20 protein-coding genes are annotated in these 25555 nt (G+C 68.2%); 13 read left to right on the top strand and 7 right to left on the bottom strand.

Annotated features, from left to right (window positions below):
• Positions 1-38: 38 nt before the first annotated feature.
• The 3 genes from AC0B44_RS03720 (at position 39) to AC0B44_RS03710 (ending at position 3038) form a co-directional block, all read left to right on the top strand.
• Positions 39-398: a DUF3099 domain-containing protein gene (locus AC0B44_RS03720; RefSeq protein ID WP_471901576.1), complete on the top strand. Its 360-nt coding sequence runs from the start codon at positions 39-41 to the stop codon at positions 396-398.
• Between the two features lie 27 nt (positions 399-425).
• The gene (locus tag AC0B44_RS03715) at positions 426-1904 is read left to right on the top strand and encodes a DUF7782 domain-containing protein (RefSeq protein ID WP_471901575.1); all 1479 of its coding nucleotides are present in this window, start codon (positions 426-428) and stop codon (positions 1902-1904) included.
• A gap of 171 nt (positions 1905-2075) precedes the next feature.
• Positions 2076-3038, top strand: coding sequence for a sigma-70 family RNA polymerase sigma factor (locus AC0B44_RS03710; RefSeq protein ID WP_471901574.1), 963 nt, complete (start codon positions 2076-2078; stop codon positions 3036-3038).
• A 106-nt stretch (positions 3039-3144) separates the two neighbouring features.
• On the opposite strand, the gene AC0B44_RS03705 is transcribed toward AC0B44_RS03710, so the two are convergent.
• Complete coding sequence (locus tag AC0B44_RS03705) at positions 3145-5829, bottom strand: bifunctional acetate--CoA ligase family protein/GNAT family N-acetyltransferase (protein WP_471901743.1); 2685 nt, start codon at positions 5827-5829, stop codon at positions 3145-3147.
• A 55-nt stretch (positions 5830-5884) separates the two neighbouring features.
• Positions 5885-7156, bottom strand: a complete 1272-nt coding sequence (locus tag AC0B44_RS03700) for an acetoin utilization protein AcuC (protein ID WP_471901573.1) — start codon at positions 7154-7156, stop codon at positions 5885-5887.
• A 104-nt stretch (positions 7157-7260) separates the two neighbouring features.
• Between AC0B44_RS03700 and AC0B44_RS03695 the strand changes: the two genes are divergently transcribed.
• Positions 7261-7947: a metal-dependent transcriptional regulator gene (locus tag AC0B44_RS03695; protein ID WP_471901572.1), complete on the top strand. Its 687-nt coding sequence runs from the start codon at positions 7261-7263 to the stop codon at positions 7945-7947.
• Positions 7948-7998: 51 nt separating this feature from the next.
• A complete protein-coding gene (gene galE / locus AC0B44_RS03690) occupies positions 7999-8997 on the top strand; it encodes a UDP-glucose 4-epimerase GalE (RefSeq protein ID WP_471901571.1) in 999 nt (332 codons plus the stop codon).
• A gap of 1 nt (position 8998) precedes the next feature.
• Here the strand turns inward: galE and AC0B44_RS03685 are convergent, their stop codons facing one another.
• Positions 8999-10126 (bottom strand): DUF4192 domain-containing protein, encoded by a 1128-nt coding sequence (locus AC0B44_RS03685; RefSeq protein ID WP_471901570.1) that lies wholly within the window; start codon positions 10124-10126, stop codon positions 8999-9001.
• Between the two features lie 147 nt (positions 10127-10273).
• Positions 10274-10849, bottom strand: a complete 576-nt coding sequence (locus AC0B44_RS03680; RefSeq protein WP_471901569.1) for a DUF5642 family protein — start codon at positions 10847-10849, stop codon at positions 10274-10276.
• A 378-nt stretch (positions 10850-11227) separates the two neighbouring features.
• On the opposite strand from AC0B44_RS03680, the gene AC0B44_RS03675 reads away from it, so the two are divergent.
• The 4 genes from AC0B44_RS03675 to AC0B44_RS03660 all read left to right on the top strand — a co-directional run bounded on the left by AC0B44_RS03675 (position 11228) and on the right by AC0B44_RS03660 (position 16896).
• Positions 11228-12244 carry a proteasome assembly chaperone family protein gene (locus tag AC0B44_RS03675; protein ID WP_471901568.1) on the top strand — a complete coding sequence of 339 codons (1017 nt, stop codon included), beginning with the start codon at positions 11228-11230 and terminating at the stop codon, positions 12242-12244.
• 191 nt (positions 12245-12435) lie between these two features.
• Complete coding sequence (locus tag AC0B44_RS03670) at positions 12436-13473, top strand: alpha/beta fold hydrolase (protein WP_471901567.1); 1038 nt, start codon at positions 12436-12438, stop codon at positions 13471-13473.
• A gap of 97 nt (positions 13474-13570) precedes the next feature.
• A complete protein-coding gene (locus tag AC0B44_RS03665) occupies positions 13571-16075 on the top strand; it encodes a DEAD/DEAH box helicase (protein ID WP_471901566.1) in 2505 nt (834 codons plus the stop codon).
• Positions 16076-16113: 38 nt separating this feature from the next.
• Positions 16114-16896: a LysR family substrate-binding domain-containing protein gene (locus tag AC0B44_RS03660; protein ID WP_471901565.1), complete on the top strand. Its 783-nt coding sequence runs from the start codon at positions 16114-16116 to the stop codon at positions 16894-16896.
• Positions 16897-16902: 6 nt separating this feature from the next.
• Here the strand turns inward: AC0B44_RS03660 and AC0B44_RS03655 are convergent, their stop codons facing one another.
• Positions 16903-17832, bottom strand: coding sequence for a hydrogen peroxide-inducible genes activator (locus tag AC0B44_RS03655; RefSeq protein WP_471901564.1), 930 nt, complete (start codon positions 17830-17832; stop codon positions 16903-16905).
• A 174-nt stretch (positions 17833-18006) separates the two neighbouring features.
• On the opposite strand from AC0B44_RS03655, the gene AC0B44_RS03650 reads away from it, so the two are divergent.
• Entirely contained in the window at positions 18007-18597 is a 591-nt protein-coding gene (locus AC0B44_RS03650) for a peroxiredoxin (RefSeq protein ID WP_471901563.1), read from the top strand.
• Positions 18594-19127, top strand: coding sequence for an alkylhydroperoxidase, AhpD family (ahpD, locus tag AC0B44_RS03645; RefSeq protein WP_471901562.1), 534 nt, complete (start codon positions 18594-18596; stop codon positions 19125-19127). The genes AC0B44_RS03650 and ahpD overlap by 4 nt, the downstream gene beginning before the upstream one ends.
• A 68-nt stretch (positions 19128-19195) precedes the next feature.
• Here the strand turns inward: ahpD and AC0B44_RS03640 are convergent, their stop codons facing one another.
• Complete coding sequence (locus AC0B44_RS03640) at positions 19196-19915, bottom strand: hypothetical protein (RefSeq protein WP_471901561.1); 720 nt, start codon at positions 19913-19915, stop codon at positions 19196-19198.
• 49 nt (positions 19916-19964) lie between these two features.
• On the opposite strand from AC0B44_RS03640, the gene AC0B44_RS03635 reads away from it, so the two are divergent.
• Positions 19965-20228, top strand: a complete 264-nt coding sequence (locus AC0B44_RS03635; RefSeq protein WP_471901560.1) for a hypothetical protein — start codon at positions 19965-19967, stop codon at positions 20226-20228.
• Between the two features lie 21 nt (positions 20229-20249).
• Here the strand turns inward: AC0B44_RS03635 and AC0B44_RS03630 are convergent, their stop codons facing one another.
• A complete protein-coding gene (locus tag AC0B44_RS03630; protein WP_471901742.1) occupies positions 20250-21512 on the bottom strand; it encodes an aminotransferase family protein in 1263 nt (420 codons plus the stop codon).
• 134 nt (positions 21513-21646) lie between these two features.
• Between AC0B44_RS03630 and hrpA the strand changes: the two genes are divergently transcribed.
• On the top strand, positions 21647-25540 hold the full coding sequence (gene hrpA / locus AC0B44_RS03625; RefSeq protein ID WP_471901559.1) for an ATP-dependent RNA helicase HrpA: 3894 nt from the start codon (positions 21647-21649) through the stop codon (positions 25538-25540).
• The last annotated feature ends 15 nt before the right edge of the window (positions 25541-25555 follow it).

The raw sequence follows: 25555 nt of genomic DNA, 5'->3' as shown, positions 1-25555 counted from the left end.
GTGTGCATATGAGGACCGGGCGTGGGAAGGTGGAGGCTATGGCAAGAACTTCAGGTTTCGGTGGGTCCCCCGACAGCGGATCGCCCGAAAACCCGGTTCTGATCACGGAGGCGTCGTCGTCTCTCGAGGACCAGCACCGAGCGCGGGTCCGCAAATACCTCACGTTGATGTCGTTCCGTATCCCCGCACTCATCCTGGCGGCGATCGCGTACGGCGTATTCCAGAATCCGTGGATATCGATGGCGATCATCGGTCTGTCGATCCCGCTTCCGTGGGTTGCCGTCCTGGTCGCGAACGACCGGCCGCCGCGCAGCAAGGACGAGCCGAGCCGCTGGGACGGCCGCTATGACACCAACCCCGCGATCGAGGCGCGCGACCACCGGGTCATCGACGGTTAGCGGTCGGCCCCCTGCGAGAATGCACGGGTGGACCGCGACCTGCTTCTGTCGATCTGCCCTTCTGTGCGCACGGCGCTTCGCCGATGCCACTACGACCTCGAGTCCGTGCGGGAACTGCTCGGACCCGAAGCGCATGCCGCATTCGGCCGCGGCGAACCCGTACCGGCCCGGCGCGCGGCCCGCGGCGCGGGCGATCTCGGATTGCTCGTGCGCCTGTTCCTGCTCCAGGACACCTGCCCCGAGGACGATGTAGCTCGCGCGCTCGCGCCGGTCTCGCCGGACGAGGCGATCCGGGCGGGGCTTCTCGAACGCGACGGTGACGGGGTCCGTGCAGCACTGGATCTGCGTCCTTTCGATCCGGGTACGGGCAACCGATGGCTCCTGTCGGACCTCGACGGCTCGATCCGGCCCACTGTCACCCGCCCCGACCACGTCCTCGGCGTCGGCCAGGCATCGCTGTCGCTGCTGCACGCCACCCCCACCGATCACGTCGGCTCGGTGCTCGACCTGGGCACGGGCTGCGGCGTCCAGGCGATCCGCGCAACGGACTACGCGGACACGGTGACGGCCACCGACATCACCGAGCGTTGCCTGACGCTCACAGCCGCCGGCGCGCTGCTCAACGAGGTCGACCTCGAACTGCTCGAAGGATCGTGGTTCGACCCGGTGGCGGGACGGACCTTCGACCGCATCGTCGCGAACCCGCCGTTCGTGGTCAGCACCGGCGGTGTCGAGCACAGCTACCGCGACTCCGGACTCGACCTCGATGGCGCCAGCAAACTGATGATCTCGGAGGCCGCGCGGTATCTGAACCCCGGTGGAACCGCCGCGATGCTCGCGTCGTGGGTGCACATCGACGGCGAGGACTGGCGCGCCCGCGTCGCCTCCTGGCTGCCCGCGCACGGTGTGGACGCGTGGATCGTGCAGCGCGACGTCGCCGATCCGGCGCTGTACGTGGGCACCTGGCTGCGCGACGGTGACGCCGACGAGCGCGACCCCGAGGGCGCGGCCACGGCGGAACGGTGGCTCGACCATTTCGAACGCAACGGAGTCGACGGCGTCGGCTTCGGGTTCGTCTACCTCCGGCGGACGGACAGCCCCTCGGATGTACTCGCCGAAGATCTCCGGCACGCCTTCACCGATGCACTCGGAGACGAAGCGGTCGACTACTTCCGCCGCGTGGAGTGGCTCCGGAACCACAACGTGCTCGAGGCACGGTTCTCCCTGCGGCCCGACACGGCGCTCGAGCGGGTGTACCTCCCGGGCGCGGACGGTTGGCAGGAGACCGTCACGCGGGTGCACCGTGGGAGCGGCCCGGGGTGGCAGCACGAAGTCGACAGTCTCGCCGCAGCGCTCCTCGGCGGATTGCGTGCCGACGGCCTGCCGTTGGAGGACCTCGTGTCGCTGCTCGCCGCCGCGCACGGCGAGGACGAGGAGCAGTTGACGGCCCAGGCGGTCGCGCTCGTGCAGGGCTTGGTCCGGCACGGTCTCGTCGAACCGGCCTGATCCGCGCCGGCGCACCCCTCCGAGCAGCACACGGACGATCTCTCAGCAACTTCTCAGGACCGGCGGCAGGTTTACGCAGGTCAGTGCGGTGGCGCTCACACTCCTCCGGGAACTATCACCGGGCTTCCGGGCGTTGAACCCTGTAAGACACCACCGATGAGGAGGCACGTCATGGCACGCCCCGCAACAACCGCTCGCGTCGATTCGGACATCGACAGCCAGAGCCCCGCCGCTGATCTTGTCCGCGTCTACCTGAACGGCATCGGCAAGACAGCACTGCTGACGGCAGCCGATGAGGTGGAGCTTGCCAAGCGGATCGAGGCCGGCCTGTATGCCAAGCACGTGCTCGAGACCAAGAAGCGTCTCACCGCGGCGAAGAAGCGCGACCTGTCCATCGTCGTGCGTGAAGGCCAGGAGGCCCGCAGTCATCTGCTCGAAGCCAATCTCCGTCTCGTGGTTTCGCTCGCGAAGCGTTACACCGGGCGCGGGATGCCCCTGCTGGACCTGATCCAGGAAGGCAACCTCGGCCTGATCCGCGCCATGGAGAAGTTCGACTACGCCAAGGGCTTCAAGTTCTCGACCTACGCCACCTGGTGGATCCGTCAGGCGATCACCCGTGGCATGGCCGACCAGAGCCGCACCATCCGTCTCCCCGTCCACCTCGTCGAGCAGGTCAACAAGCTGGCGCGGATCAAGCGTGAACTGCACCAGCAGCTCGGCCGGGAAGCGACCGACGCCGAATTGTCGAGCGAGTCGGGCATCGCGGTCGAGAAGATCGCCGATCTGCTCGACCACAGCCGCGACCCGGTGAGCCTCGACATGCCGGTCGGCAACGACGAGGAAGCCCCGCTGGGCGACTTCATCGAGGACGCCGAGGCCACCTCGGCGGAGAATGCGGTCATCGCGGGCCTCCTGCACAGCGATGTTCGGACCGTGCTGTCCACCCTCGACGAACGTGAGCAGCAGGTCATCCGCCTGCGGTACGGCCTCGACGACGGGCAGCCGCGCACCCTCGATCAGATCGGCAAGCTGTTCGGGTTGTCGCGCGAGCGGGTCCGCCAGATCGAGCGCGAAGTGATGGGCAAGCTTCGCGAGGGCGAACGCGCAGATCGCCTTCGCGCATATGCCAGCTGACCGGGCGCGTCAGCGGTGAAAGATCCCCGAGGACCGGGCTGGGTCCTCGGGGATCGTCCTGTCTGTAGGGCTGCCCCTTCCCGGAGCAGCCCCTGCGCCCCCGCGGTCAGCGGAGGCGGCGCGGACCCAGATCGAGTGGATGCGGTTCCGGGCCGATGCGGACATGCGCGTCGGTCAGTTCCACCCCCACCGGGGATGCGAGAAGCGGTTCGCACACGAGATCGCGCACCTCGGGCAGATCGTCGGCAAGAGCGGAGATCCGCTGCACCACGTCCACCAGGGCGGCCTTGTTCACCGGAGCCGCGTTGCGGTACCCGGAGAGCAGCGGCGCAGCTTTGGGAGCGTCGATCAGCTCGGTCGCTTCGTCCTCGGTGAGCGGCAGCACCCGGAATGCCCGGTCGCCGAGCAGATCGGAGATGACCCCGGCGAGACCGAACGAGATCAGTGCACCGAACGACGGATCGTCCTGCACGCGGATCGCGCAGCCGATCCCCTTGACCGCCATTTTCTGCACGTGCAGAAGCGGTTCACCCGAGATCGCCGCGAGGTCGCGATACGCGATCCGTACCGATTCCGAGTCGACGAGATCCAGTCGCACGCCGGTCAGGTCGGGGCGGTGCCGCCACTGGGCACCGGTGGCCTTCACCGCGACCGGGAAACCGATCTCCTTGGCTGCGGCGACCGCTTCCGACTCGGTGGTCACCGCCCGGAAATCCGCGATCTGCACGCCGTAGCAGGACAGCAGCAACGCCGCCTCCGTGTCGGAGAGGTAGCGGCCCTCGGGGCTGGTCTCGAGCCACCCCTGGACGAGCGCGCGGGCGCGTTCGGGATCGATCCCCGCCGGCCGCACGACCTGCGACGGCGGACGACTGCGCCACTTCGCGTACCGCCACGCCCGCGCAAGTGCCTTGGCCGCACGTTCCGGCCCCGGGTACGACGGCACCGATCCCCGGGTGGGATTGCCGGCCGAATCCCGGACGGCGAGAACGTCGGGGATGCCTTCAGTGGCGAGGAACGTGGTCACGACGGGCTTTTCAGATTCAGAGACCGCGTCCCGCAGTGCCTTCGCGAACGGTTGTACGTCGACCGCGACCGGGGGCACGAACACCGCGATCACCGCGTCGATGTTCGCCGAATCCAGGGCGTGCGCCACAGCCTCGGCGAACTCGTCCGGGCTCGCCTGCGGCCCGAGGTCCACCGACTCCGGCGCCACCAGTCCTTCCCCTCGCGCCGCGTCGACCGCGAGCACGCCGAGGGCGGTGGAGTTGCCGATCACGGCGACCCGCGGCCCGGCTGGAAGTGGCTGATATCCGAACAGCAGCGCCGAATCGAACAGTTGCGCAATCGATTCGACCTGCACGACACCGGCCTGCTCGAACAGGCTGCGCACCATGCTGTCGTCCATCTCGCCGGTGCGCGCCGCGAGGGCGGGCGGTACGGCGTGACGTCCGCTCTTGACCGCCACGATCGGTTTGCTGCGCGCCACCCGCCGGGCGATCCTCGAGAATTTCCGCGGGTTGCCGAAGCTCTCGAGGTACAGCAACACCACCTCGGTCGCCGGATCGGTGTCCCAGTACTGCAGCAGGTCGTTGCCGGACAGGTCGGCGCGGTTGCCGGCGGAAACGAACGACGACAACCCCACTCCGGTCTTGGCGGCCTCGTCGAGGATGGCGATACCGAGGGCGCCCGACTGGCAGAAGAACCCGACGTTCCCGGGGGCCGGGAGTACGGGTGCCAGGGTCGCGTTGAGCAGGATCGACGGATCGTTGTTGGCGACGCCGAGAGCATTGGGTCCGATCAGGCGCATGCCGTGGGAGCGGGCGGCCAGCGCGAGCCGACGTTCCGCGTCTCGGCCCTCCGGCCCGGTCTCACCGAATCCCGAGGACACGACCAGCAGGGCCTTGACGCCTTTGGCGAGGCAGTCGTCGAGAACCGCGTCGATGGACTCGGCCGGCACCGCGGCGATGGCGAGGTCCACTTCGTCCGGGATGTCGCGCACCGTCGGGTAGGCGCGCACGCCGCGCACGGAGCGGTGTTCCGCGTTGACCGGGTACACCGGTCCGGTGAACCCACTCCGCAGCATGTTCACGAGGACCGCGTTGCCGACCTTGCGACTGTCGGTGGATGCGCCGATCACCGCGACGCTGCCCGGTCCGAGGATGTTGCGGACGCTGCGCGCTTCGGCGGCGCGTTCGCGGGCGTTCCGCACCGAGACGAGAGCTTCGGTGGGATCGATTGCGAACTCGAGTCGGACGACGCCGCCCTCGAAACTGCGGCTGACCTGGTATCCCGCTTCGCGAAACACGGTGATCATGTGGCGGTTCTCGGCGAGCACCTCCGCGACGAAGGTGTGCAGGCCGTTCTCGGCCGCCGCGCCGGCCAGATGCTCGAGCAGGATCGGCCCCAGGCCACGCCCCTGGTGTGCGTCGGCGACGGTGAACGCCACTTCCGCAGACAAACCGTCGCCCTCGCTCGGAAGTCCCTCGTACCGGCCGACCGCGATGATCTCGTCCCCGAGCAGCGCGACGAAGGCGACACGCGTGTGATGGTCGACGACGGTGAACCGGAACAGGTCCTTCTTCGAAATCGTGGGATACGGCCCGAAGTAGCGCAGATAGCGGGTTCGTTCCGAGAGTTTGCCGTGGAACTCGACGATGCGGTCGGCGTCCTCGGGAACGATGGGGCGCAGGTGCACGACCCCACCGTCGGAGGCGAGGACGTCGGCGACCCAGTGCCGCGGATAGTCGCGGGCGACGGCCAGTGCGCGCTCGCGTGCGGCATCGGCGGCGATCTCCGCTTCGGTCTTCGCGGGCTCGACATCCGAGTCCGCCGGTACCTGCCGGGATTCAGTCACGCGGGTCCTCCGGGTCCAGGCCGAGCAGCGGGAAGGCTGCTCGGCGCGTGGCGACGATCGCCGAGTCGATGCGGGTGAGCGCCCGGTCGAGCGACGCTACCCCGGTTTCCGGGGTACCTCCGGGACCGTCCCACGGGAGGTAGGACACGTCCGCATCCTCCCCCATGACGGTCGGCAGGTCCACGCCCGGAGCGAGGGCCCCGACGCGTTCGCGCCATTCCTCCGGCACTGCGGTGGTGGGGTCGACTTCCCGGTCGAGCGCCGCGGCGATGAGATGGGTCCACGCCCTTGGCACGACCCGGACCAGCCCGTAGCCACCGCCCCCGACGGCGAGCCAGCGGCCCTCGCAGTGACGGTCCGCGAGGTCGCGCATCGCGAGATAGGACGCGCGCTGACCGTCCACCGTCAGGGACAGATCGGCGAGCGGGTCTTCGCGGTGACTGTCGGCGCCGCACTGGCTGATCAGGATCTGCGGGCGGAACGCTGCGAGCGCGCCGGGCACGATCGCATGAAAAGCCCTCAGCCACAACGAATCCACGGTTCCGGGAAGCACAGGCATGTTGATCGATGTGCCCTCGGCCGCACCCGCGCCGATCTCGCTCGACCAACCGGTGTTGGGCCATAAGGTCGCCGGATGCTGATGCAGGGAGATCGTCAGCACCCGCGGGTCGCCGAGGAAGGCGTGCTGCACACCGTCCCCGTGGTGCGCATCGACGTCCACGTACGCGATGCGGTCGTAGCCGTTGTCGAGAAGCCACGAAATGGCGATGGCGGCGTCGTTGTAGACACAGAACCCAGCAGCCCAGTCGGACATGGCGTGGTGCATGCCGCCCCCGATGCTCACCGCGCGCCGGGTGCGTCCGGACGCGATCTCCCGCGCGGCAGCGAGGGTGCCGCCGGCGAGAGTCGCACTCGCTTCGTGCATGCGCGGGAAGATGGGGTTGTCGTCGGTACCGAGGCCGTGGGGTGCGTCGGCGACGGGATCGGTGCCGGGTTCGACAGCACCCGCTCGCTTGACGGCGTCGAGGTAGGCCGGGGTGTGGATCCGCAGGAGGTCGGCATCGTCCGCCGGAGAGGGATGCACGGTCTCGACACCCTCGAGTAGACCGAGGCTCTTCGACAGCGCCATGGTGAGATCGAGACGCGTGGGGTTCATGGGGTGTGTCGGACCCCACCGATAATCGAGGTAATCGGGGCTCCACACCACCACTCGATCGCCGCCCAGTTGTGTCGTACCGCCCTCGGCGGTGGAGCTAGTGGTCATGGACACAGACGCTACTGGTCGCCGCCTGGACGCGCGAGCAACTGCGGGCGCCCCCACCGCCCTATTCGCACGGTTAGAATCGGCGCAGACGAAGGGGTGTGAGAGTGAAGGACCTGGTCGATACCACGGAGATGTATCTCCGGACGATCTACGATCTGGAAGAGGAAGGCGTCGTGCCGTTGCGTGCGCGCATCGCCGAACGCCTCGAGCAGAGTGGACCCACCGTCAGCCAGACGGTCGCCCGCATGGAGCGGGACGGCCTGCTGCGCGTTGCCGGAGACCGCCACCTACAGCTGACCGAGAAAGGCCGCGACCTCGCGGTCTCTGTGATGCGCAAACACCGTCTCGCGGAACGTCTCCTCGTCGATGTCATCGGCCTCGACTGGGAGAACGTGCATGCCGAGGCGTGCCGCTGGGAGCACGTGATGAGCGAGGAGGTCGAGCGGCGCCTGGTCGAGGTGCTCAACAACCCGACGACCTCCCCGTACGGAAACCCGATTCCCGGCCTGGCACAGCTCGGCCTGGACAAGCACGCGGCACCCGACGAGAAACTGGTCCGCCTGACGGAGATCACCAATGGGAAGCCGACCGCGGTGGTCGTGCGGCGACTGGCCGAGTACGTCCAGTCCGACCCGGAGGTCATTGCCCGCCTCCGCGAGGCCGGAGTGGTTCCGGACGCGCGCGTTACAGTCGAGACGCGCCCGGGCTCGGTGACCATCACGACGGCCGGGCACGACAGCTTCGAGCTTTCCGACGAGATGGCCCACGCAGTGCAGGTGAAGCAGGTCTGACGCAGACCTCTTCGCAGGCCCGCGTGGGCCTGTGAAGAGGGGATTCCCAGCGTGAGACTTCTGGTGACCGGCGGTGCCGGGTACGTGGGCAGCGTGTGCAGCACGGTGCTGCTCGAACAAGGCCACGAGGTGGTCGTCGTCGACGACCTGTCCACGGGGAACGCGGACGCCGTCCCCGCCGGCGCCGAATTCGTCGAAGGCGACATCGCGACGGTCGCGGCCGACGTGCTCGGCACCGGCGAGGACGGTCCCCGTTTCGACGGCGTACTGCACTTCGGAGCGCAGTCGCTGGTCGGGGAATCCGTCGAACAGCCCGAGAAGTACTGGCAGGGCAATGTCGTCACCACGTTGACGTTGCTCGAGGCGATCCGCCGGTCGCACACCCCGCGCCTCGTCTTCTCGTCCACCGCCGCGACCTACGGCGAGCCCGACGAGGTACCGATCGTCGAGGATGCCCCGACCCGGCCCACCAACCCGTACGGCGCGTCGAAACTGGCGATCGACCACGCCATCTCGTCGTATGCCCACGCACACGGACTGGCAGCGACGAGCCTGCGGTACTTCAATGTCGCCGGCGCGTACGGCGGGGCCGGTGAGAACCGCACCGTCGAGACCCACCTGATCCCCCTGGTTCTGCAGGTGGCGCTCGGACAGCGCGACCACATCTCGGTGTTCGGCACCGACTGGCCCACCAAGGACGGCACCGCGGTGCGCGACTACATCCATGTGAAGGATCTCGCCGACGCGCACGTGCTGGCACTCACCCGATCGGAGCCGAGGACCCATCGCATCTACAACCTCGGCAGCGGCGAAGGATTCAGTGTCCGGGAAGTGATCGCCGCGTGCGAACGCGTCACCGGGCTGCCCATCCCGACCGTCGACGCCCCGCGGCGCGCCGGCGATCCTGCGGTGCTGATCGCGTCGAGCGCCCGCGCCGTGAACGAACTGGGATGGACGCCCAAGCACACCGATCTCGACGAGATCGTCGCGGATGCCTGGGATTTCGCACAGAGTCTGGGTGAACGTTCCCATGCGGCCCGTCGCGGCTGACTCAATCCGCACACCCGTCGTGCGGTAACTCGACGCCGAGTCTCGCGGCGATCTCGTATCCGGTCGCCGCGAGTCCCCGGATGGACTCGGGCCGCAAGCCCGCCTGCAGAGCCTGGTCGAGCAGATCCGAAAGCCGGTGCCGGGGATCGGATTCGAGCGCGGCCTTGAGCGCGACTCCGGCGAAGGGCCCGTCGCCGCGCACGTATGCACCGAACGCCACCAGAGCGGCCGCATCGGCGCGCTCGGGATCGGGAAGGGCGCGTGCAAGATCCACCCACAGGCGTTCCGCGGCGCACGCCAGAGGTCCGGCCGCGAGCGCCAGCACCGCGTCACGCACCGTCCGGTTCGCAAGGATCACGGCCAGTTCGGCGTAGTCACGGGGAAGCATCCCGTCGCTGTCGGCGCTTCCGGCGACGAACGACAGAAGCGTCTGCAGTTCGGTCCGGTCGGCGTACTCCGCTCCCCCGGCCCGCTCGGCGCGCTCGTATGCGAGGTCCCGGGCATGGGCGGCCTCGTCGAGGCAGTCGGCCACCTCCTCCCGGAACTTTGCCGGGTAGGGCTCGAGGAGGGCGACGAGTTCGCTGCGGGCCCGCCGGATCGGGTTGCCGTCGAACACCCGCGCGGCCGCCACGACGGAGGTGTCGGGGTCGGGCACTGTTCCGCATTCCCCGCGACCGGGAACGAACCAGATCGCCCCGGCATCGATGGCGGGGACCGCCAGCGCGCCGCCGAGGGTGATGTCCGCGGTGGCGAGAGATGCGGCGAACTCCTCCACGATCGTGTGGGCGCGCTCGGCGTCGGGTCCGTGCGGGTCGGTGAGGCGGTCGTCGACCAGCAGCGCGATCACGGAGTCCGCTCCCTCCCGTGAACACACGGCGCGGAATCGGCGGAACGCGTCGTGCATCGGGTCCGGCGCGGTGTGCCGCGGTCCGTCCAGCAACAGGTCGTGGCGCATCACCGCCCCGATCGTGGCGGCCCCGCCCGCGCCGGGCCCCGCAGTCGCGGGCGACAGGCTCAGGACGACGAGGGAACGCGTGGGACGGAACCCGAGCAGCGCGGGCACCGCCGCGATCAGATCTCCGATGTCGGTGAGGCGGAGCGGACGCGAGGACGAGGTAGGTGTGGTCATGTCCGAACCGTCCCCCGAGGCGGTGACCGAACCGGCCCGCGCGGCGCCGGATCGTCCCGTCTGGGGATCGCCGAGACCGATGTGGACAACTGCGCGAACGTCGCGCGGCCCCACCGGGCAGGGCGGGCTGCGCGTCGGCGTCGGCCTCTACCGTGGGCGCCCTTCGAGCGCGTACCGCACCGCGTCCGCGTACGCGCGATCGAGGTTTTCGACGTCCGGAGCACCTGATTCGAACGTCATGTAGGTCACCAGCACACGCACGTCGCCGAGTTGTGCCGTGCGCGTGATCATCGACTGGGTGAGCAGGTCCCCGCCGTGCCCGGACCGGACCGTCCGCGACAAGGCCAGCGTCTCCGAACCCGGGACGAGGACCGGAGGGTCGGGCTCGAGCACAGTGGTGACGGTCGCGGTGGCACCTCGATGGGTGGCCTCGACCCGTCCACATTCCGCGACGTGAGAGCGGTACTCCCCCAGTGTCGCCGCAGCGGTCACCACTTCGACGCTGAGCGTGGCACGGCCTGCGGTGTCGGTGCCGACCGCCATGGCAGTACCCGCCGGCCCGTAGTCCTGTGACGGCGGCAGACAGCCCGCGGGGTCGACCCGGGCGCCGGTTGGGATACCGGTGAGATCCGGCGCGGCCTGCGCGACGGCCTGCGGTTCCAGAATCACGGCGCTGTAGGTCTCGGGGAAGCGATCGGCCGGCAACAGCAGGGCCCCGGGCACCGCACCCCCTCCGGCCGATGGGCCGGGACCCGGCGACACCGTCGCGGGTGGGCTCCCGGAGGGCGCCGAGTCCACCGGGCGAGCGACGCCGGGAACCGTGCTCGTACACGCTGCAGCCAGGAACGATGCGCACGCGAGGAGGAGCGCGGCGGCGACCGGACGTCGCGTGGCCACCGGCACCGGGCAGCGGTCGTGCGTGCTCGTGCGTCGTGGAGCGCCGCGCTTCGCCACCTGAACCTCCGTCGTCCACAGTCGAGCGGGCCCGGACCCGGGAAATCGCCACCGCCGCTTCAATTAGACTCGGACACCACCATGCCACGCCGGTGCTGCACCGGCGGGAAGGCTACGACGGCGCAGTGTGATCGGAGTGGTTCCCCAATGGACGAGCAGTCCCGGATGTACGAGCTGGAGTTTCCTGCTCCACAACTCATGACCGCCGACGGGCAGGGTCCGGTTCTCGTTCACGGCCTCGAGGGGTTCGCGGACGCCGGACACTCCGTGCGGCTTGCCACCACGCACCTGAGGGAGACGCTCGAGACCGAACTCGTGGCGTCCTTCGCGGTGGACGATCTCATCGACTACCGGTCCCGGCGCCCGCTGATGACGTTCAAGTCGGACCACTTTTCCGACTATGCGGCGCCCGAACTGAATCTGTACGCCCTGATCGACAACGCCGGCACCCCGTTCCTGCTGCTTGCCGGCAGCGAACCGGACCTCAAGTGGGAACGGTTCATCACGGCGGTACGTCTGCTCGCGGAGCAGTTCAACGTCCGGCGCACGATCGGTCTCAATTCCATTCCGATGGCGACCCCGCACACGCGGCCGCTCTCGGTCACCGCACATTCGACGAACAAGGATCTCATCGCGGGTCACCATCGCTGGTCCGGTGAACTGCAGATCCCCGCGGGCGCGTCGTCGCTGCTCGAACTCCGGATGGCGCAGCACGGACACGAGTCGGTCGGATTCTCGGTGCACGTGCCCCACTACCTGGCTCAGACGGACTACCCGGCCGCCGCGGAAACGCTGCTCACCCACGTCGCGGAGATCGGGAATCTGGACATTCCGCTGCACGCGCTCGACGAGGCGGCGGCACGGGTCCGTGAGCAGATCGACGAGCACATCGAGGGCAACGAGGAAGTGCAGTCGGTCGTCCAGGCGCTCGAGCGGCAGTACGACAGCTATGTGGCCGCGCAGGAACAGCAGACCGCTCCCCTTCCCACCGACGAGAATCTTCCGACCGGGGAGGAACTCGGTGCGGAGTTCGAGCGCTTCCTCGCCGAATACGACCAGCGCGGCGAAGAGGACACCGACCAGGGGGTCGACGAGGACACCGGCCAGGGGGTCGACGAGAACACCGACGGGCGCGGCGACGACGAGACCGACCGGCCGGACTGACCGTACGGGGGTATGTCACGAGGCGGCGTGTCCATGGTGGGACGTTTCATGACCGTTACGATCGTGTCCCTCCGAGTCACCTACACTCGGTACGCTCTCTCGGCATGCGAGAGTGACTCCGGGTGGCGATGCCGTCACGGTCGAGCAAACGGCCGCGCGTAGGTGCCTCCCCATGTCGGTAGGAGACGGTCATGGCCATAGCGCGCTCGAGGAAGCTCCGGCCGGTTCCCGACAAGGAACCGCGCATGGTCTTCCGGACGATCCACGGGTACCGACGCGCCTTCCGGATGGCCGGCAGCGGGCCTGCGCTGCTGCTCATCCACGGGATCGGCGACGACTCGTCGACCTGGCAGGAGGTGATCCCGCACCTCGCGGAGAAGTACACCGTGATCGCCCCCGACCTGCTCGGGCACGGTCGCTCCGACAAGCCACGAGCCGATTACTCGGTCGCTGCCTACGCCAACGGCATGCGCGACCTGTTGTCGGTGCTCGGAATCGACAAGGTCACGGTGGTCGGGCACTCGCTCGGCGGTGGCGTCGCGATGCAGTTCGCGTACCAGTTCCCCGGCAAGGTCGAGCGTCTCGTGCTCGTGTCCTCCGGCGGAGTCACCAAGGACGTCCACCCCGTGCTGCGGATGGTGTCGGTGCCCGTCGTCAGCGAGGTGCTCAAACTCCTTCGCATACCGGGCGCGATGCCCGCGATGAGACTCGCCGGTTCCGCGCTGAGCCAGCTCAACCAAACGCCACTGCGCCCCGGCGCACTGCTCCACGACGCCTCGGACCTGGTGCGCATCCTCGGTGGGCTTCCCGATCCGACGGCGTGCGAGGCCTACCTGCGGACCCTTCGCGCGGTCGTCGACTGGCGCGGCCAGGTGGTGACGATGCTCGACCGCAGTTATCTCACCGAAGATCTGCCGGTGCAGCTGATCTGGGGTGACCGCGACAGCGTCATTCCGGTGGGGCACGCCTACCTCGCGCATTCCGCGATGCCCGGTTCCCGTCTCGAGGTCTTCCGCGGCGCCGGCCATTTCCCCTTCCGGGACGACCCGATGCGGTTCCTGAAGGTCGTGGAGAACTTTCTCGACACCACCACTCCTCTCCAGTTCGACGAGGAAAGCTGGCGACGGCTCCTCGTCTCGGGTGTGAGCGAAGCGGGCATCAAGGGCGGCCCGGCCACCCGCATGGCCGTACTCGACGTGATGGAGTCCGACGAGCGCAGCGCCACCTAGCGGGGCCGTCGCCCCGGATCGACATGTGGCGGCACAACTCTCCGCGGGCACGACGTGCGCGGAGAGTGCGCACCGCCGGGGCGACTAGCCTGGAACAGTGCTGCTTCCCGATCTGATACCCGACCCCGTCGACGACGACGCCCTCTTCGACGCATTCACCTCATGGACGACGGATCGGGGACTGACGCTCTACCCGGCGCAGGAAGAAGCGCTCCTCGAACTCGTGAGCGGCTCGCACGTGATCCTGGCGACGCCGACCGGATCGGGCAAGTCGATGGTGGCGATCGGTGCTCACTTCTTCGCCCTTGCCGCCGGTAAGCGCACGTTCTACACGGCGCCGATCAAGGCGCTCGTCAGCGAGAAGTTCTTCGCGCTGTGCGAGGTGTTCGGAGCCGACCGCGTCGGAATGATGACGGGAGACGCGTCGGTCAACCCGACTGCCCCGATCATCTGCGCGACCGCCGAGATCGTCGCGAATCTCGCGCTGCGCGAAGGCGCCGACTCCGACATCGGCCAGGTGGTGATGGACGAATTCCACTTCTACTCCGAGCCGGGCCGCGGCTGGGCCTGGCAGGTGCCCCTCATCGAACTGCCGCATGCACAGTTCCTGCTGATGTCCGCGACGCTCGGGGACGTGTCGTTCCTCCAGAAGGATCTCACCCGGCGCACCGGACGACCCACCGTCGAGGTCGCCGGGTCCGAGCGGCCGGTGCCCCTGACCTTCTCGTACTCCCAGGCCCCGATCGGCGAGGCCATCGAGGAACTTATCACCACGCATCAGGCTCCGGTGTACGTCGTCCACTTCACCCAGGCGGCCGCCCTCGAACGAGCGCAGGCACTCACCAGCGTCAACATGTGCACGAAAGCCGAGAAGGAGGCGATCGCCTCCGCTCTCGGCGAGTTCCGCTTCTCGACCGGCTTCGGCAAGACGCTTTCGCGTCTGGTCCGCCACGGCATCGGCGTGCACCACGCGGGAATGCTGCCCAAGTACCGGCGACTGATCGAAAAGCTCGCGCAGGACGGACTTCTGAAGGTCATCTGCGGTACCGACACGCTCGGCGTCGGGATCAACGTGCCTATCCGCACGGTGCTGCTGACGGGACTGACCAAATACGACGGCACCCGCACCCGGCAGCTCAAGGCGCGTGAGTTCCACCAGATCGCGGGGCGGGCGGGCCGCGCCGGGTACGACACCATGGGCACGGTCGTCGTGCAGGCACCCGAGCACGAGATCGAGAACGTCCGGGCATTGGCCAAAGCCGGCGAGGATCCGAAGAAGCGCCGCAAGGTGCAGCGGAAGAAGGCGCCCGAAGGGTTCGTCTCGTGGGGTGAGGGCACCTTCGATAAGCTCATCGTCGCGTCCCCCGAGCCGATGCAGTCGCGATTCTCGGTGAGCAACTCGATGCTGCTCAACGTCATCGCGCGTCCCGGCAACTGCTTCCAGGCGATGCGACATCTCCTCGAGGACAACCACGAGCCCCGCCCGGCCCAGCGCAAGCACATTCTCAAGGCGATCTCGCTCTACCGCGGCCTGTTGCAGGCCGGCGTCGTCCAGCAACTCGACGAGCCCGACGAATACGGTCGCATGGCACGACTGACCGTTGATCTCCAGCGCGACTTCGCTTTGAATCAGCCGCTCTCGCCGTTCGCACTCGCCGCCATCGAACTGCTCGACATCGACGCTCCCGATTACGCGCTCGACGTCGTGTCGGTGATCGAGTCGACGCTCGACGATCCCCGTCAGATCCTCATGGCCCAGCAGCACGCGGCACGGGGTGAAGCCGTCGCGCAGATGAAGGCGGACGGCATCGAGTACGACGAGCGCATGGAACTGCTCGAAGAGATCACCTGGCCCAAGCCGCTCGCCGAACTCCTCGACCCGGCGTTCGAAACGTATCGCGGTGGCCACCCGTGGGTCGCGGAGACACCGTTGTCACCGAAATCTGTGGTGCGGGACATGATCGAGCGCGCGATGACCTTCTCGGAACTGGTGAGCCACTACGGGCTCGCGCGTTCGGAAGGCCTCGTGCTGCGGTATCTCGCCGACGCCTACCGGGCGCTGCGGCAGACCGTGCCGGACGTGGCGCGCACGGAGGAACTCGAGGACATCATCGAGTGGCTCGGTGAGCTCATCCGGCAGGTGGATTCGTCGCTGCTCGACGAATGGGAATCCCTCACGAACCCGGGTGTCGAATCGGACGACCAGCAGGTCGCGTTCGGGGCGGATGTCCCGCGGCCGCTCTCCGCGAACACGCGCGCGTTCAAGGTCATGGTGCGCAATGCGATGTTCAAGCGCGTCGAACTCGCGGCACGTCGCCGTTGGTACGATCTCGCGCAACTCGGCGACGGTCTGGACGCGGAGGACTGGGAGGATCTTCTCGAGCTGTACTTCGACGAGTACTCCGAAATCGGGACCGGTCCCGATGCCCGCGGGCCGCAACTCTTCTCGGTCGAAATGGACACCGAGGTGTGGCGGGTGCGTCAGACGCTGCACGACCCTCAGGGCGATCACGGATGGGCGCTCCTGGCCGAGGTCAACCTCGCGGAGTCCGATGCCGCGGGCGAGGTGGTGTTCGACGAGTTCGAGGTCGCGGAGGGCTGAATCGGTCCGGCCGCGCACCCTACCGGTAGCCTGACCAGGTGAACGAAGAGTCCGCGAAGGCGTTCCGGCTGGCCTATGTCCCCGGGGTCACCCCCACGAAATGGGTCCGGGTGTGGACGGAACGTATGCCGGACGTCCCGATCGAACTCGTCCCCGTCGAGCCCACCTCGGGCGCGGAACCGCTACGGGACGGGACGGCCGACATCGCGCTGCTGCGCCTGCCGCTCGAGCGGGACGGTCTGTCGGTGATCAACCTCTACACGGAGGCTTCCGTGGTGGTGGTCCCGAAGGAGCATGCGATCGCCGCGGTGGACCAGGTTTCGGTGGCGGACCTCGCAGACGAGACCGTGTTGCACCCCCTCGACGACGTACTCGACTGGGCAACCTTCCCGGGCGAGGAGGCGTTCGAGCGCCCCGCCGATACGGAGACCGCGGTCTCCCATGTGGCGTCCGAGGTCGGTGTGCTCGTCACCCCCCAGTCGCTCGCCCGCCTGCACCATCGCAAGGACCTCACCTACCGGCCTGTCACCGATGCGCCCGCGTCGCAGGTCGGGCTCGTGTGGATCACCGAGAACACCACCGACCTCGTCGATACGTTCGTCGGTATCGTCCGCGGCCGCACCGCCAACAGTTCGCGGGGGCGCCAACAGGATTCGGAGGCTCCGGCGGACAGCATCAAAGACCGCAAGGGTCCGCGGCGCGGGGAACGCCAAGGGTCCCAGCCCAAACGAGTCGTGGGAGACAAGAAGCCCAAGGCACGGCGTGGTGGCAACACCAACCGCCCCAAAGGTTCCGGCAGGCCCCGCAAGGGCCGGGGCTGATCCGGCTCACCCGATGGGGCGCACCTGCGCGGGCAGTTGCGCCCTGATGATGTCGGCCAGCGCTCGGTAGTCGGCTGCGCGGGCGGTGGACGACCGCACGACCAGACCGATCGTGCGACTCGGCGCGGGCGAAGCGAAATAAGCCATTGCGAGATCGCCGCGCGCGGTCTCCACGGGTATCGACGACGCGGGGACGAGCGTGATCCCCAGTCCCCCGGCGACGCACCGCACCACAGTCGCGAGCGAGGTCGCGCGCGTGTCACCCGCCATCGGACGGACATCGACGGACCGGCACAGGTCGAGAGTCTGGTCGCGCAGGCAGTGTCCCTCGTCGAGCAGCAGCAACGGCGCGTTGTCGAGCGCGGACACCGGCACGTCCACTCGGCCCGCCAACTCGTGGCCCGTGGGCACGACGAGCACGAAATCCTCCGAATACAACGGCATCTCGACCACCCCGGAAATCTCGGACGGCAACGCCACCACGGCCGCGTCGAGGGTTCCGGCGCGCAGCGCACCGAGGAGCCGCGCGGTCTGGTCCTCGACGACATGGAGTACCAGGTTCGGCATCGTCACCCCCAGCGCGGGAAGCAGGTCGGGCAGCACGTACGGCGCCACGGTGGGGATGAAGCCGAGGCGGAGCGGGCCGGACAGTCCATCGGACGCGCCGGCGGCCGCGGCGACGAACCCGTCGGCGGCGTCGAGGATCGCCTGGGCCTGTGGGAGGAGCCGCGCACCGGCGGGGGTCACGAGCACGCGACGGGTGCTCCGTTCGATCAGGTGGACCCCGAGGCCGTTCTCGAGCGCCGCCAGCCCCTGCGACAAAGTGGGTTGGCTCACACTCAATCTGGTAGCGGCAGTACCGAAGTGGCGATACTTGGCGACTGCGACGAAGGCACGCAGCTGCGACAGGGTGGGCTGATAACTCTGATCGGACACGCCTATCAGTCTAGTGCCACTGATCACCTTTACCTTCTGAATGGTTTCCGGCAAGATGGTTTTCATACCGGAGAACGGTCCGACAGGATCGTCCGGTAACGCATGATTCCGCGCCGACCGGCGCGGAAGCGCGTGATCGACTCGCTTGTTCACGACTTATCGAGAGGACCGAGAATGGCACTGCTGACCATTGGCGATCAGTTCCCCGCTTTCAACCTGAAGGCCCTCGTCGGCGGAGACCTGACCCAGGTCGACGCCACCCAGCCCGATGACTACTTCACCACGATCACCAGCGACGACTACGCCGGTAAGTGGAAGATCATCTTCTTCTGGCCGAAGGACTTCACCTTCGTCTGCCCCACCGAGATCGCCGCGTTCGGCAAGCTGAACGAAGAGTTCGCCGATCGTGACGCCCAGGTGCTCGGCGCTTCCGTCGACAACGAGTTCGTTCACTTCCAGTGGCGCGCACAGCACGAGGATCTCAAGACCCTCCCCTTCCCGATGCTGTCGGACCTCAACCGTGAGCTCGTCTCGGCCACCGGTGTCCTGAACAAGGACGGCGTCGCCGACCGCGCGACGTTCATCGTCGACCCGAACAACGAGATCCAGTTCGTCTCCGTCACCGCCGGTTCCGTGGGCCGCAACGTCGACGAGGTCCTCCGTGTCCTCGACGCGCTGCAGTCCGACGAGCTGTGCGCCTGCAACTGGAAGAAGAACGACCCGACCCTCAACGCGGGTGAGCTCGTCAAGGCGGCGCTGCAGTGAGTGTCGAAAACCTGAAGAACGCTCTGCCCGAGTACGCCAAGGACCTCAAGCTCAACCTCGGTTCCCTTGCGCGCTCGACGGAGCTCAACGAGCAGCAGCTGTGGGGCACGTTCCTCGCCGCCGCGGCGGCCACCAAGTCGGCGACCGTGCTCAAGGAGATCTCCGAGGAAGCTGCCGACGTGCTGTCGGCGGAGGCGTACAACGCCGCTCTCGGTGCCGCATCCATCATGGGCATGAACAACGTCGCCTACCGCGCCAAGGGTTTCCTCGGTGACGACTACGCCCAGGTGCGGATGGGTCTGCGGATGAACATCATCGGCAACCCCGGCGTCGAGAAGTCCGACTTCGAACTGTGGTCGCTCGCGGTGTCCACGATCAACGGATGCCACGACTGCACTGCTGCGCACGACAACGTCGTCCGCAAGGAGGGCCTCAGCAAGGAGCAGGTCTGGGAGGCCGTCAAGATCGCGGCAACCCTCCAGGGTGTCGCTCAGACGATCACCTCGGCCGAGCTTCTCGCCGGCGTCTGATCCGCTCTACCGTTCGCGCAAAAGGACCCCTCTTCGGAGGGGTCCTTTTCGCGTCGTAGCCGATTCGGTTATTCGGGAGCGGAAGTCCCGGCGCCGCCGAGCGCACGCCCGGCTGCGAGATCCTCCTCGCCCAGCAGCACTTCGATCTCGCCGCCGAAGTCCACGCCGGGTGCGAGTGGAAGCCGGTCACCGCTCCAGAACCGGCCCGGGTCGTACCAGTTGCTGCCGCGGCGCCGCTGCTCGAGCAATCCCATCTCTTCCATCGTCACCGCCACGACCTCCGCGCAGTAGGCGCTCTCGAGTCCCGAGCCTCCCGGCACGCGGTCTCGCGCGGTCTTGCGGCTCAGCGGAAGGCGCCCCGCGAACCAGCGCCCGGTGAGCTTCGCCGTGGACGGGAACGGAGTGCCGTCGAGGCGGGCGACGACCCGGAGCAACTGGTCCTCCTGCTCGGCGCTGACCGGCACCGAGATCTGACGAAGCCACGCCCGCTGGCCGTAGCGGGCGCTCCACACCTGCACGGCAGAACGCAGGTCGTGCAACTGCACACCGCGCTGATGCCGTCCGGTCCACATGTCGGGCAGGGTTTTTCCGAGTTCCGCGTGCCACATCAGCGGGGGCAGGTCGTCGAGGACCACAGCCATACCGACATGATTGACCGGTGCGTTGGTCAGTGCTTGGATCGCACGGTCCGCGCCGCTGCTGCCCCGGAAGATCCAGAGATCGCCGGTGCGGGCGATCGACACCGCATCGTCGAGGGTGATCTGCGAACGAGCCGGAAAGCGGTCCATACCCGACAGCCTTCCACGCCGGGGACGGGCACGCCGCTAGGGTCGGGTCATGGCACTTCGCGGCAGACAGTGGTGGAAGCTCCTCGGCCTGGCCGGCGTGGTCGGTGTGGCCGCGACGGGAGCGGTGACGCTGCGCGCGGAACGCAAGCGCCGCAGTTACACCCCCGACGAGGTGCGCGCGCGACTACACGAAAGGTACGCGCGGGCCGTCGCCGAGCAGGACGGACGCGGTGATCTCCCGCTCACGCAGGTTCCCACCGGCGCGCCGACCCGGATCCGCCGGACGTTGCGGCGGATCCGGGGGCACGGCTGAGCGAATCAGCCCGGCAGCCGATCAACCCAGCGCGGCAGCGAATCCGTCCGCGAGATCGTGGACCTGCTCGTCGGTCATGACGAACGACGGTGAGATCTGCAACGCGCCCTGCCCTGCGGCGCGTCCCGAGATTCCGTGCGCCCGGAGCTCTTTCACGAACCCGGGTGCGGCTGCGGGGTCGGTGAGCTGCACCGCCGCGACAGCGCCGAGGCCGCTGCGGACCTCCGCGACGCGCGGATGGTCGGCGAGCGGTGCCAGCGCCTCGTGCAGGGTCTTCTCGAGACGGGCCGACTCGTCGAGCAGATTCTCCCGCTCGATGATGTCGAGGTTCGCCAGCGCGGCGGCCGCGGCAGCGGCGTGACCTCCGTAGGTGTACCCGTGACGCCACCAGACGCCGCCCGCGAAGAACGGGTCGGCGACGCGTGGCGCGATGAACACCGCGCCCATCGGAAGGTAACCCGACGTCAGGCCCTTCGCGGTGGTGACCATGTCCGGCTGCAGATCGAACCGGGAGGACGCGAACCACGAGCCGCCGATCCGGCCGAAGCCGGTGACGACCTCGTCGACGACGAACAGGATGTCGTGGTCGCGGCAGATGTCGCGGATCTCGGCCAGGTAGCCGTCCGGCGGAAGGTAGACCCCGCCCGCACCGATGATCGGCTCGCAGAAGAACGCCGCGATGTTGTCGGCGCCCACCTTCTCGATCAAGGCCAGGAGCGCCTTCGCGTCGTCCCAGGCCACCGTCTTGGTGTCGTCCCACAGGGCGCCGTATCCGTCGCCGTTGACGGGGATACCCGCCAGCGAGGTGCCGCCCACGTGCATTCCGTGGTAGGCCTTTTCGCGCCCGACGAGCAGCGTCTTGGTGGGCTTGCCCACTTCCTGCCAGTAGCGTCGCGCCAGTTTCGCGGCGGTGTCCACCGAGTCGGAGCCACCGGAGGTGAAGAAGATCTTGCTGCCCGGAACGGGAGCGATCGCGGCGAGACGTTCGGCGAGTGCGACGGTGGGTTCGGAGGTGAGGTCGCCGAAGTTCGAATAGTGGGCGAGCTTTCCGATCTGTTCCGCGACGGCGTCCGCGATCTCGGTGCGTCCGTGCCCGACGTTGGTGAACCACAGGCCGGCGGTGGCATCGAGGTAGCGGGTTCCCGCGTCGTCCCAGATGTAGGCGCCCTCTCCCCGGGCGACGACGAACGCGCCGTCACGTTCGACCACGCCCATATCGGCAAATCCGTGCCACAACGCGCCCACGACCAGCTCCTGTCCACGACCAAGATTGACGTCGGCCATCGTATGCGGGCACTGCAACTGCGGCGCGGACGGCCCGTCCCCCACCGGCGATCCCCGAAGCCGGCGGTTCCCGGGCCCGTGGCGGGCCTGCGCGAGCCCCGTGCCCGGGCGTTTCGCTAGGCTGTGTACTCAGCATGTCCATCTCCCCCGCCCCGAACCGTCGCGACCTGAAGTCGGCGCTCGCCGACGTGTCCCTCCGCGACGAGCACCGCCTCCGCCGCCGCCTCGACCGCGCGCGCGGCGAGGACGCACTCGCCGAGATCGCCGCCGAGATCGAGCGCGCTCGGGCGCGGCTCACCGACCGTGCGGCCACGGTCCCGGCGATCACGTATCCCGAGGACCTGCCCGTCTCCCAGCGGAAGGACGACATCGCTGCGGCCATCCGCGACCACCAGGTCGTGGTCGTGGCCGGCGAGACGGGTTCCGGTAAAACCACTCAGATCCCCAAGATCTGTCTCGAACTCGGCCGTGGCGTGCGCGGACTCGTCGGCCACACCCAGCCCCGCCGGATCGCGGCTCGCGCGGTGGCGGAGCGCCTCGCCGAGGAACTCGGCTCGGAGGTCGGCGAGACCGTCGGGTACACCGTGCGCTTCACCGATCAGGTCTCCGGCTCGACGCTGGTCAAACTCATGACGGACGGCATCCTGCTCGCCGAGATCCAACGCGACCGCATGCTGCGGCAGTACGACACCCTCATCATCGACGAAGCGCACGAGCGCAGTCTCAACATCGATTTCCTGTTGGGCTATCTGCGTCAGTTGCTCCCGCGACGGCCCGACCTGAAGGTGATCATCACCTCGGCGACCATCGATCCCGAGCGATTCGCGCGGCACTTCGCGGACGCGGACGGGACACCGGCGCCGATCGTCGAGGTCTCGGGGCGGACCTACCCGGTGGAGGTGCGGTACCGGCCGCTCACCGTCGAGGTGGGCGACGAACTCGTCGACCGCGATCCCGTCGACGCGGTGTGCGAGGCCGTCGAAGAACTCCAGTCGGCCGGCGACGGCGACATCCTGGTCTTCCTCTCCGGCGAACGTGAAATCCGGGACACCGCAGACGCCCTGCACGACCGCAAGCTTCGCAACACCGAGATCCTCCCCCTGTACGGCAGGCTCTCGGCCGCCGAACAGCACCGGGTGTTCGCGCCGCACACCGGGCGCCGGGTGGTCCTGTCGACCAACGTCGCCGAGACGTCACTGACGGTGCCGGGGATCCGCTACGTCGTGGATCCGGGTACGGCACGCATCTCGCGCTATTCGGTGCGCACCAAGGTGCAGCGCCTCCCGATCGAGGAGATCTCCCAGGCTTCCGCGCGCCAGCGGGCGGGCCGCTGCGGACGTGTCGCCGACGGCATCTGCATCCGGCTCTATTCGGAAGAGGACTTCGAGAGCCGTCCGGAGTTCACCGAGCCGGAGATTCTCCGTACCAACCTGGCGTCGGTCGTGCTGCAGATGACGGCACTCGGTCTCGGAGAGATCGAGTCGTTCCCCTTCGTCGAACCGCCGGACCCGCGGGCGATCCGCGACGGTATCGCGTTGCTCGAAGAACTGGGGGCACTCGAACCGGCGAAGACCGGGCACCCGCCGCGCCTGACCGCGACCGGACGCGAACTCGCGCGGTTGCCGGTCGATCCGCGGATGGCCCGGATGATCGTCGAGGGCCACCGCAACGGGTGCCTGCGCGAGGTGCTCATCATCGTCTCGGCATTGTCGATCCAGGACGTCCGGGAGCGGCCCGCGGAGTTCCAGCAGGCCGCCGACGAGAAACACGCCCGCTTCGCAGTGGACGGGTCGGACTTCCTCGCATTCCTGCGACTCTGGGACTACCTGAAGGAACAGCGGAAAGAGCTGTCCTCCAATCGGTTCCGCAGAATGTGCCGCGACGAGTTCCTGCACTGGCTCCGCATCCGGGAATGGCAGGATCTTCAGGGACAGCTGCGCCAGATCACCGTCTCGCTCGGCTGGGAGACACATCACCGGGAAGTGAGCGAGGATGCGATCCACCGCTCGCTCCTCGCCGGATTGTTGTCGCACGTAGGTCTCCGGGAAGGAGACAAGCGCGATTTCCTCGGTGCTCGGGGCGCCCATTTCGCGATCTTCCCGGGTTCGTCCCTGTTCAAAAAGCCCCCACGGTGGGTGATGGCCGCCGAACTCGTGGAGACCTCCCGCCTGTGGGCGCGGATGGTGGCACGCATCGAACCGGAATGGGTCGAGAAACTCGCTCCCCACCTGGTCAAGCGCACCTACTCGGAGCCTCACTGGTCTATCAAGCACGAGTCGGCGATGGCGTACGAGCGGGTCACCCTGTACGGGATCCCACTCGTGGCCCAGCGGCCCGTCCAGTACGGGCGGATCGACCCCGAGGTGTCGCGCGAACTGTTCATCCGGCATGCGCTCGTGCAGGGCGAGTGGCGGACGCGGCACAAGTTCTTCCACGCCAACCGGGCACTGCTCGACGACGTGGAAGAACTCGAGCACCGTGCGCGCCGGCGCGACATCGTCGTCGACGACGAGACGCTCTACGAGTTCTACGACGAGCGGGTCGGACCGGACGTCGTCTCCGCCCGCCACTTCGACACGTGGTGGAAGAAGGCCCGGCAATCGCAACCGGACCTGTTGACGTTCACTCCGGAAACGGTGGTCAACCAGGATGCCGCCGCGGTTCTCGACGGGGACTATCCCGACGCGTGGCGACAAGGCGAGATGCAGTTCCCGCTCACGTACCAATTCGAACCCGGCACCGACGACGACGGTGTCACGGTGCGGATCCCGGTCGCTCTGCTCGCGAACGTGCGGCCCGTCGGATTCGACTGGCTCGTACCGGGGATGCGACAGGATCTGGTGACAGCCCTGATCAAGACATTGCCGAAACATCTTCGGCGCCAGGTTGTTCCAGCTCCCGACTACGCTGCCGCCGCCCTGGCGTCCGTGACCCCGCGTTCCGAACCTCTCGTCAACGCGGTCGCCCGGGAATGCTCGCGGCTCGGCAACTGCCGCATCGAACCGGGTGACTTCGATCTTGCCGCTCTGCCCGACCATCTCCGCATGACGTTTGCGGCGGTGGACGAGAAGGGCAAGGTCCTCGCGCGGACCAAGAGCCTCACCGAACTCCGGGCCCGCCTGTCTTCGCGGGTCGACGCCGAGGTGTCGCGCGCCGCGTCGGGAACCGAACGAGCACCCGCAGTCGTCTGGACGGCGGAGACGCTCGGCACGCTGGAACCCACCGTGACCCGCAAGGTCGGGGGTCAGCAGGTCACCGGTTACCCGGCCCTCGTACCCGAGGGGTCCGGAGTGGCAGTGCGCGTCCTGAGCACCCCGTCGGCCCAGGCTGCCGCGACCCGGCTCGGCCTGCGGAATCTGCTGCTGGCGACCGCCCCGACGAAGGCGAGGGCCGTCACCTCCGGCCTCAGCAACGCCGAGCGCCTCGCCCTCGGCCGCAACCCCGACGGCTCGTTCGACGCGCTCGTGGAGGACTGCCGGGCATGCGCGGTGGACGAGATGATCGCGGCGCACGGCAAACCGGTGCGCACCCCGGCCGAGTTCGAGGAACTTGCGAAGTCGGTCCGCAGCAGGCTGCCCGGCGCCGTCGCACGCCTACTCGGGGCAGTCGTGCCGGTCCTGTCGCGCGCCCACGAGGTGGCCGTCGCACTCGAACGGGTCGACGGCGAGGCCGCCGACGACGTCCGAGAGCAATTGTCGTCGCTGATTTTCCCCGGATTCGTGACCGACCTGGGTTCGCGCCGTCTCGCCGATCTCCCGCGGTACCTCGCGGCAGCGGTGCAGCGACTCGAGGCGCTTGCCGGAGGCGCACATCGCGATGCGCAGGGAATGGACGTACTCGACCGCGTGTACGCCGCCTACGACCGGTTGCTCGCCCGGCTTCCCGAGGAACGCCGTACGGCAACCGATGTCGTCGACATCTACTGGATGATCGAAGAGTTGCGGGTGAGCCTGTTCGCGCAAGGCTTGGGCACCCGCGTCCCGGTATCCGAGAAGCGGGTCCTCAAGGCGATCGAGGCTGTTCGCTGACGGTCGGCCGCGACC

The sequence above is a fragment of the Rhodococcus sp. NPDC019050 genome (assembly GCF_055664235.1).
Note: the sequence above shows the minus strand (reverse complement) of the source record. Positions and strands in the feature narration are given on the sequence as shown.

Bases quoted from the DNA above. Each gene is read 5' to 3' on its own strand.
- AC0B44_RS03720 (WP_471901576.1), top strand. From the start codon at position 39: ATGGCAAGAACTTCAGGTTTCGGTGGGTCCCCCGACAGCGGATCGCCC.
- AC0B44_RS03710 (WP_471901574.1), top strand. From the start codon at position 2,076: ATGGCACGCCCCGCAACAACCGCTCGCGTCGATTCGGACATCGACAGC.
- AC0B44_RS03700 (WP_471901573.1), bottom strand. From the start codon at position 7,156: ATGACCACTAGCTCCACCGCCGAGGGCGGTACGACACAACTGGGCGGC.
- AC0B44_RS03685 (WP_471901570.1), bottom strand. From the start codon at position 10,126: ATGACCACACCTACCTCGTCCTCGCGTCCGCTCCGCCTCACCGACATC.
- AC0B44_RS03675 (WP_471901568.1), top strand. From the start codon at position 11,228: ATGGACGAGCAGTCCCGGATGTACGAGCTGGAGTTTCCTGCTCCACAA.
- AC0B44_RS03670 (WP_471901567.1), top strand. From the start codon at position 12,436: ATGGCCATAGCGCGCTCGAGGAAGCTCCGGCCGGTTCCCGACAAGGAA.
- AC0B44_RS03650 (WP_471901563.1), top strand. From the start codon at position 18,007: ATGGCACTGCTGACCATTGGCGATCAGTTCCCCGCTTTCAACCTGAAG.
- AC0B44_RS03640 (WP_471901561.1), bottom strand. From the start codon at position 19,915: ATGGACCGCTTTCCGGCTCGTTCGCAGATCACCCTCGACGATGCGGTG.
- AC0B44_RS03635 (WP_471901560.1), top strand. From the start codon at position 19,965: ATGGCACTTCGCGGCAGACAGTGGTGGAAGCTCCTCGGCCTGGCCGGC.
- AC0B44_RS03630 (WP_471901742.1), bottom strand. From the start codon at position 21,512: ATGGCCGACGTCAATCTTGGTCGTGGACAGGAGCTGGTCGTGGGCGCG.
- hrpA (WP_471901559.1), top strand. From the start codon at position 21,647: ATGTCCATCTCCCCCGCCCCGAACCGTCGCGACCTGAAGTCGGCGCTC.